General features: G+C 60.9%; 7 protein-coding genes and 2 pseudogenes. 6 read left to right on the top strand and 3 right to left on the bottom strand.

The window, feature by feature from the left end; genetic code table 11:
* Nucleotides 1-204 (top strand): ATP-binding protein (locus RBB42_RS27705; RefSeq protein WP_306043953.1); only part of this gene is annotated, 204 nt, incomplete at its 5' end.
* 17 nt (nt 205-221) lie between these two features.
* On the opposite strand, the gene RBB42_RS27700 is transcribed toward RBB42_RS27705, so the two are convergent.
* The gene (locus RBB42_RS27700) at nt 222-1,322 is read right to left on the bottom strand and encodes a hypothetical protein (RefSeq protein ID WP_306043952.1); all 1,101 of its coding nucleotides are present in this window, start codon (nt 1,320-1,322) and stop codon (nt 222-224) included.
* A gap of 229 nt (nt 1,323-1,551) precedes the next feature.
* On the opposite strand from RBB42_RS27700, the pseudogene RBB42_RS28250 reads away from it, so the two are divergent.
* The 5 genes and pseudogenes from RBB42_RS28250 to RBB42_RS27675 all read left to right on the top strand — a co-directional run.
* Nucleotides 1,552-1,746, top strand: a pseudogene (locus RBB42_RS28250) (Mu transposase C-terminal domain-containing protein); the annotation flags it as partial.
* A 349-nt stretch (nt 1,747-2,095) separates the two neighbouring features.
* A pseudogene (locus RBB42_RS28245) lies at nt 2,096-2,422 on the top strand (TnsB C-terminal domain-containing protein); the annotation flags it as partial.
* Between the two features lie 30 nt (nt 2,423-2,452).
* Nucleotides 2,453-3,187: a Mu transposase C-terminal domain-containing protein gene (locus tag RBB42_RS27685; RefSeq protein ID WP_500862298.1), complete on the top strand. Its 735-nt coding sequence runs from the start codon at nt 2,453-2,455 to the stop codon at nt 3,185-3,187.
* Nucleotide 3,188: 1 nt separating this feature from the next.
* The gene (locus tag RBB42_RS27680; protein WP_306043950.1) at nt 3,189-4,070 is read left to right on the top strand and encodes a TniB family NTP-binding protein; all 882 of its coding nucleotides are present in this window, start codon (nt 3,189-3,191) and stop codon (nt 4,068-4,070) included.
* Nucleotides 4,067-5,101 (top strand): TniQ family protein, encoded by a 1,035-nt coding sequence (locus RBB42_RS27675; protein WP_306043949.1) that lies wholly within the window; start codon nt 4,067-4,069, stop codon nt 5,099-5,101. The genes RBB42_RS27680 and RBB42_RS27675 overlap by 4 nt, the downstream gene beginning before the upstream one ends.
* On the opposite strand, the gene scpB is transcribed toward RBB42_RS27675, so the two are convergent.
* Nucleotides 5,085-5,699, bottom strand: a complete 615-nt coding sequence (gene scpB / locus RBB42_RS27670) for an SMC-Scp complex subunit ScpB (RefSeq protein WP_306043948.1) — start codon at nt 5,697-5,699, stop codon at nt 5,085-5,087. The genes RBB42_RS27675 and scpB overlap by 17 nt on opposite strands.
* Nucleotides 5,700-5,746: 47 nt before the next feature.
* A complete protein-coding gene (locus RBB42_RS27665; protein WP_094037473.1) occupies nt 5,747-6,619 on the bottom strand; it encodes a DUF1403 family protein in 873 nt (290 codons plus the stop codon).
* Nucleotides 6,620-6,820 lie beyond the last annotated feature (201 nt).

Here is a 6,820-nt window from a genome sequence, read left to right as displayed (position 1 = left end):
GAGGACCGGCAGGGCCGAGGCTCCACCATCGTCACAAGCCAGTTGCCGGTCGACCAATGGCACGAGGCCATCGGCGATCCGACCCTCGCCGACGCCATCCTAGACCGCCTGGTTCACAACGCCCACCGCCTCACCCTGACCGGAGACAGCATGCGAAGAAAGATGAGCGCCACGAAACCGCTTGACCAAGTTGGGCAAGCCTGACTCAATGAACGCGTCGGTCACCTGCCCAAGTTCACGGAATGGGTGCCCACGATGCCGTGGAATCGCTGCCCACGATCACGTGGAATGACCGCCCAACTTCTCTGGAATGCGCAAGCAAGGTTGCGCTGGACGGCGGCGCGGCTGGCACCGGTCAGGGTCTCGGCCATTGGAGCGGAGACGACGGGCCATTCGGTCAGCACCGCGCGCAATGCAGGAGGTGTCTTGCCAGAGAGCGGTGCCATCATGTTGTCCGCCCGCGCTGACCATGCCTGGATATCGTCGAGGTGCCGCATCGCGGTCAGGCATGCTGTTTCCATTCCCTCGAGCCAACGCTGCAAGCGCTCGGCAGGTGGGCCACTGGCGCGCAGCCCCCCTGCCCCGCGCATAGCCAGAGGCGCAAAGATGGCCCCCCCATTCAAATTCGGGCCTTCGCTCGCGGCAATGCGTGCGGCGGTAACCGCCGCTTCCATCCGGTCGTCCTGTTGCCCGAGGCCCGCAAGGTTCCAGAGGTGAAACCCCATGCAGGCGCGTGTAATCGAATGCAGGTCGGCGGCTTGCGCCATCAGGTCAAGCCAACCGACCGCGCGATCCGCAAAGGGCTCGGCTTCATCCGCCATGTTTTCAGGGTCACGGCGATCGAGGAAAGCGGATAAGTCCACCTCTGGACCGGGACCGCCTGTCAGACGGCGCACCGCCCATCCGACACGCGCGAGCGCTGCGGTGTCGTCCTGCACCCCGGACAAGCGCATGGATATCCAAAGCGCCAGCCGATCCAGGCCAATTCGGTCACCCACAAACCAGCTGAGGTCTGCCGCCTCCATCAGGGCGAGCCTGAGCCGCCAGCCTTCCGGGCCACGGTGCAGACGGTCATCCAGCGCGCCAATCCGGCTAGCCACACAGGCAAGACGGGCGGCATTACCTGCCTCTGCCTTCCGCCAATCGTCGAGGACTGCGGTTTCAGGCAGCATTGCCCTCGGTCTGGGCGGCAGATAATCCGGCTCCACTTCTATTGGACCGGGCAGGAACCACAGGTCGTCCTCGGACGTCTCTTCAATCCCCTCCGCATCAACTAGAGGATCGTCCAATTTACTATACTGCGTAGGTACTTGAGGCTTCATATGTGCAAAATATGGCGCTTTTGCATTTTACCAAAGTGTTTTGTTAGGGTGCGCCTGCACTGTCGCAATTGCTTTGCCGTTTCATCATAAAGTTCTTACAGGATTTCAGTAGGATGAAGCGTAATCCGACGTGGGTTTTTACGTTTCGATTTCAATTTTTAACTCGCGTTTCAACAAGCGAGAGACTGGGGCAGAAAATGGAGTTCAAAAACCGTGGAGCGGCGGTTTCATGACGCCGCACGAATACGAAGCGTCTGACGAGGCTTGGGCGAGGGCAACGCGTATCGGACGAGAACTGGATCGAATTTTGGACGGGCAAGAGCCTATGCGCACCGCAGTTGCTCGGGCCGCATCCGAATTGCGTCTCTCGACGCGCCAAGTCTACAACCTCCTGCGCCGATACCGCACCGAGCGCCGGGTTTCTTCGCTGTTGCCAAAGACTGGCGGGGCCAGGCGCACAAGGATCAGCCCGGCTGTAGAGGAGATCATTGCGGCAACGCTTTGGGAGATGTGGCTTCAGCCCGAGCGACCGGACCTTGCGCCGATTGCCGATGAAATCCGCACCCGTTGTATCATCGAGGGTCTTGATCCGCCCGCCTATGTCACCGTTTCCAAGCGTATCCCACGACTGTTCACGCCCGAGGAGATTGCCCGACGGCGACATTCAGGAGAGAAAAGCCTGCGGCGTCTGAACCCCCCCCCCAGGCTATATTTGGGCCAAACACGCACTCGATGTTGTCCAGATAGACCACACCCCCGCCGACATCCAGTTTGTGGAAGTCATCGATGGTCAAGGCATCTATGTCGGACGCCCCTATCTCACTATCGCTGCCGATGTGGCAACAAGCGCGATTATTGGCTTCTGCCTGACCCTGGAGAAGCCCTCACGCCTGTCGATCGCCCTCTGTCTTGCGCAGGCGATGTGACGCAAGGAGGACTGGCTGGCAGCGCGCGACATCAATCATTCCTGGCCGATGTTTGGCCGCCCGAAGAAGGTCTTCGTGGATTCTGCCATGGAATTCAGAAGCACCAGTTTCATCCGGGGTTGTGCCGAGTACGGCATTGTAATTCAAAGCCGGAACAAGGGGACCGTCCATCGTGGCGGGGTTGTCGAGCGGCTTCTCGGCAAAGTGAATACGGTGCTGCGCTCCCTGCCTGGCAAGACCGGGCGTTCCATCGCGGATCGGGGTGAGTACCTGTCTGAAGACCGTGCGAGGCTCAATTTTGCAGACCTCGAACGCTGTATCGCGCTGGCGATTATCGATCACAATCTTAGCCAGAATGAACGCAAGCTGACGGTCCCGGCCAGGGAATGGGAACGAAAATGCCGTCAGCCGGATGGCCCGGAAGACAACCCTTTCGACGTACTGCTCAGCTTTCTCCCGAACAAGACACGCAGGATTTCACCTCAAGGTGTCAGCCTGTTTGCCAACGACTATTTCGAACCATGGATGGGCCCATTGGTCGCCCGCCGTGATCGATTGGATGCTCTCGATGTTCGTTATGATCCTCGGGACATTAGCCATATCTACATCAAGGATCCCGATACAGGGGCCTGGCTCCCTGTGGCGCGGCGGGATGGACAGCTTGAGGCGGTCACCCTCTGGCAGCACAGGGCCGAGAGAAACCGAGCGCGCGAAACCGGTCGGCGCCCGATCGAGGAGAAGACCGCGATCCGCCGCGAAATCGCGGCGACCGTGGATGCCTCGGCAACGAAGAAGCAAAGGCTGAAGGAAATCGCACGGGCCAGGCATGCGGCTCATGCGCCGAAACCCTACCAGAGCCTGACTCCTGCCCCGACACCAATCCGAGAAACGCCCGACCCCGAACGTCCGCGCCGCGTCTTTCCGGTGGAGGATTGGTGAAATGACGGATCACCTCCTGGACTCCGCCGCATCACTTCTTGATGCCGGTGACGCGTGCCGCATCTCCCATATCCGGACGGCCTGTTGGATCAGCCACCCGGTGGCAAGTCGCGCCCATAACGCAATGAGCCTTCTACTCGATCGACCAGTAACCTTGCGCCCCAGAGGGCTCTTGCTGACAGGCCCCTATCACAATGGCAAGACGATGATCGCCGAACGCTTCGCGATCGAACATTTGCGTCAGTCAGAGCGTCAAAGGATCTGGGTGATTCATACCCGAGAAGGTGCCGGACTGTCTCACTTCTATGCCAGCATTCTTGCCGGGTTGCGTGCGCCTCAGGCATCTGGTTGGCGAAGCCTGTCGCGCGCGGGCGAGCAGGTGGATCATTTGCTGGACGGCTTGAAACCCCGCCTGCTCATCTTCGATGAGTTTCACAGTGCCCTTCGAGGGCGCCGACAGGACGTGAAAGCTATCTTTTCGTTCCTGCGCCGTATCGCACGTGTCCACGACATCTCGCCCGTACTGGTCGGCGAGGTTGCGGTCTATGACGCGGTACACGACACCGAGGAAATGGGATCGCGGTTCGATACGATCCCTGTTCCCAGATGGGCGTATGATGAGGATTTCGCGACGCTCCTCGATAGTCTCGAGACCAGCATGCCTCTCGCCCGAGCCTCGGACCTGTCGCGACCGTCACTGGCTGAGATCATCCATGAATTGTCAGAGGGCTTGATCGGAGAGGTCGTCGATATCGTGAGCAACGCGGCCATCAAGGCGATAAGGAACGGCGAGGAACACATTTCTGAAGCGACCATCACCTCGCTTGGTTACACGCCCCTGTCGAAACGCCGAAATGCTCCTTTGCGTCGCGAAATGACGTGAACCAGTCTGCGTCCGAGATCACAGTCACACCTGCGCGCGACTACGGCAATGAGATGGGGCAAGGCTGGCCCGGCGTTGTTGCACTGGCACCCGGAGAGCTTCTTTCGAGCTGGCTGCATCGGCTGGCCATGGCCAATGGAGTTCCGCCTCAGTATTTTGGCCAGGTTTTGGGTGTCGCAGGTGGGGATTGGTCTGCGAAGCTTGACCGAGACCTTCCCGGGCGAATCCTCAAATTGCTGGTCGAGCGAACCCGGTTGCCCGCCGAGGATATTGATGGCCTGGCTTTGCACCGCGACCCACTAGCCCGGTTGCGATTGCGGCAGATCACAGGATCAGGAGATGCCCGCACATCGACCGCTCGGGTCAATCGCCTGCAATATTGCCCGGCATGCCTGAAAGAGGATCGCGCACCGTTCTTCCGGCGCGGCTGGAGCCTGGCGACGCGCGTTTCCTGCTTTCGGCATGGATGCCGCTTGCGCGATCACTGCCCTGCCTGCGGCGGCGGCATTGCGCCTGCTCGACAAAACCGCCTGCTGCCGCAACATTTCTGCGTCTGGTGTGATGCTGATCTCCGACACCCCACCCTGCCTGCCGAGTATGATGTGCAGCGTCTCGAGCGGCTCATAGACGATCTGCTTCGAATGCATGTTGCGGGACATGGACGGCATGGAAAGACATCCCTGCCCGCCATGCTTGGAGCGGCTTGTTTCGCGTTCAATGGCGAGCCGACGTCAATTTCGCGCTTGCCGCACCGGGTCCGCTACGTATTGTTCCGCCAGTTGGCCGATGGAATGACGCCCCTCCAAAAACGTTCCGTGCGCCCTGCAATTGATCTCTGGACCCGCATTGCACTGGCTGCGCCCAAGCATTCCGACTTGGTGGCGTCATTGAGTGCAGAGATCACGTCACAGATAACACCGGGATCAAAAACGCGCTCCAGACTTCCTGATTTGGCGGACTTACAGCAGGTCATCGTTCGCCTTCATTCAAACCGCCGCACATCATTGGCAACGGCTATGCCTGCCAATTGATGACCCCTGCATCCTCCATCTGCTCCCGATCGGGCAGGTCCTGCAGCGACTCCAGATCGAAAGCGACCAGGAACTGCTCCGTCGTCACATAGGTATAGGGTGCCCCGCGCCGCGGCGACCGTGGCCCGGTGACGATCAATCCACGCGCATGCAATCTTCCGATCAGGTCGCGGCTGATGTCTTTGCCGAAGATGTCTTTCAGGCCGTCCCGTGTGATCGGCTGGTGGTAGGCGATGGCGGCCAGGACAGCGACATCGTACTCGCGCAGATCGAGGTCCTGTTCACCTATGTCAGCGGCGGTCCGGATCGCCGGGGCGTAGGCGGGCCTGGTTCGCAGCATCCAACCGCTGGCGACCTTCGCCACTTCGAAGGACCGCCCTTCCAGATCGGCGGCCAGGTCCTCTATTAGCAACTCGACCGACACCCCATGCCCCACGACGCGCGCCAGGTCTTTACTTGGTACTGGCGAGGCGCTGGCAAAGAGCACTGCCTCGATCCGTCGCAGCCATTCGCGCCAGCGCAATTCGGCTGGCAGATCGTTCAGTTCCCGATCGAAGTCAGTGTCGGCGCGATCCTTGGCCTTTTTTGGTGGTCGCATGTCCGAACCGCGAAACCGGTTCCCACTTTCGCTGGCCATGCTCATCCCTACACCCCGTAGAGCCGGAACGTGTCGCGCCCCGTCAGCTCGCGCACCGCGCCGAGATCGACCAACCGGTCACAGAGCCGCCGTGCGGACCGGTCAGGTAATGGCAGGGCCGCCGGCGCGACGGCATCTTGGGTCAGGAACATCGCGACGGCGGCCTCCGCGCCTTTGGCGCGCAGCTTCGGTGCGACCGCTTTGAGATGCGCTGCCCGCCGAGCGAGGTGAGTTGAGAGACGCACGGCATCGACCGCCGATGAGACGAGCGCACGATGACAAGCCGAGCGTAGGTCTTCGCCTCGCTTGCGCATGTCGGCGCGTTTCAGGCCTGCGGCCAGAAGCGGCACGAGATGTTCCCAGCCGAGGGCTTGGGCGAGGGCCGCATCCGCGAGGATCAGTCCAGCTGCGTCTGCGCGCAGCACCGCCTCCAACACTATCGCGGCCCGGGTCACGGGCGCCCCTTTCCCCGCATCGAGCCACGTCGCGATCTGGCCCGGCTCGAAGGCCGGCAAGGCTCGGCCCAGAACCTTGATCGACACCGGCCGCTCCACCGCACGCCGCCAGGCAAGGTAAGTATCCCCTGCCGGTCCCGGCAGATCGCCAGGCCGCAACAGATGCACCGCATCGCGCAACTCCGCTTCCCGCTCCGGCCGTCCGGAGAGCGCGACGCAAGCCGCCGCCGCGCGCAGCGCGAGCCTATCCCGCAACAAGGCGTGGGGCACTTCCTCGTGTCCCAACACAAGATGCAGGTGGTTCAGTGCTGCGCCCGACAAAAACGCCACATCTTCAAGGGGTTCGGCGCGTGCCGAGGTGACCCAGGGCGGCATCTGGGGTAAGCTAAGAGGGTCGCTGTCGAAGGTTGGTCGGGCATATGTCATGCCACAACACTATCTCGCGGCGGCGCTTTTGACTACCACTTAGTATAGAAACCGCCCCTCTTTGCCGAGTATTTCTACGTCCAATAAGTTTGCCTTATCGGACGCGAATGAATATGCTCAGCGGCATGTCAGAAAACACCGAGAAATCTGTCGGATAGCCGGAATTCATGAGATTCAAGCACTTCCCTGAAAAACGAGCCG

Source organism: Mameliella sp. MMSF_3455 (assembly GCF_030733205.1).
Classification (GTDB): Bacteria; Pseudomonadota; Alphaproteobacteria; order Rhodobacterales; family Rhodobacteraceae; genus Antarctobacter.
Note: the sequence above shows the minus strand (reverse complement) of the source record. Positions and strands in the feature narration are given on the sequence as shown.

Excerpts from the sequence above, each read along its gene's own strand:
- RBB42_RS27700 (WP_306043952.1), bottom strand. The coding sequence starts at position 1,322 with ATGAAGCCTCAAGTACCTACGCAGTATAGTAAATTGGACGATCCTCTA.
- RBB42_RS27680 (WP_306043950.1), top strand. The coding sequence starts at position 3,189 with ATGACGGATCACCTCCTGGACTCCGCCGCATCACTTCTTGATGCCGGT.
- scpB (WP_306043948.1), bottom strand. The coding sequence starts at position 5,699 with ATGCGACCACCAAAAAAGGCCAAGGATCGCGCCGACACTGACTTCGAT.
- RBB42_RS27665 (WP_094037473.1), bottom strand. The coding sequence starts at position 6,619 with ATGACATATGCCCGACCAACCTTCGACAGCGACCCTCTTAGCTTACCC.